This is a genomic window from Seonamhaeicola marinus (genome assembly GCF_008085455.1).
In genome coordinates, this window is the sequence record NZ_VSDQ01000428.1 from 1 (window position 1) to 392 (window position 392).

1 protein-coding gene is annotated in these 392 nt (G+C 34.2%); it reads right to left on the minus strand.

Features of this window, described 5'->3' with window-relative positions; all coding sequences use genetic code 11:
* Window positions 1-49: 49 nt before the first annotated feature.
* Window positions 50-392, minus strand: a 343-nt coding sequence (locus tag FUA24_RS07525; RefSeq protein ID WP_148541139.1) for a purine-nucleoside phosphorylase, incomplete at its 5' end; no start/stop codon positions are given.

Below are 392 nucleotides of genomic sequence, written 5' to 3' on the forward strand. Positions count from 1 at the left end.
TATGCGTTTTTTAAGTTAAACTTTGATTAGTAGATAACTGAAAATGGCGCTATAAACTATTAATAAGTTCTTTAAACAAGGTAATCATATTGGGTTCTGCTTTGGCAGCATTTGCAATAATATCATCAATGTTTACAGGTTCTAAGTTATCTGGGTCGCATTCATCTGTTAAAACTGACACCGCAGCTACTTTTAAATTCAAGTGGTTGGCAACAATAATTTCAGGCACAGTACTCATACCAACGGCATCTGCACCTATAATTTTAAGCATACGGTATTCTGCTCTGGTTTCTAGTTGCGGACCAACTACCGATGCATAAACACCTTTGTGTAGTGTAATATTGTGGGTTTTTGCTATGCTTTCAAAAGTATTGTTTAATTTTTTATCATAA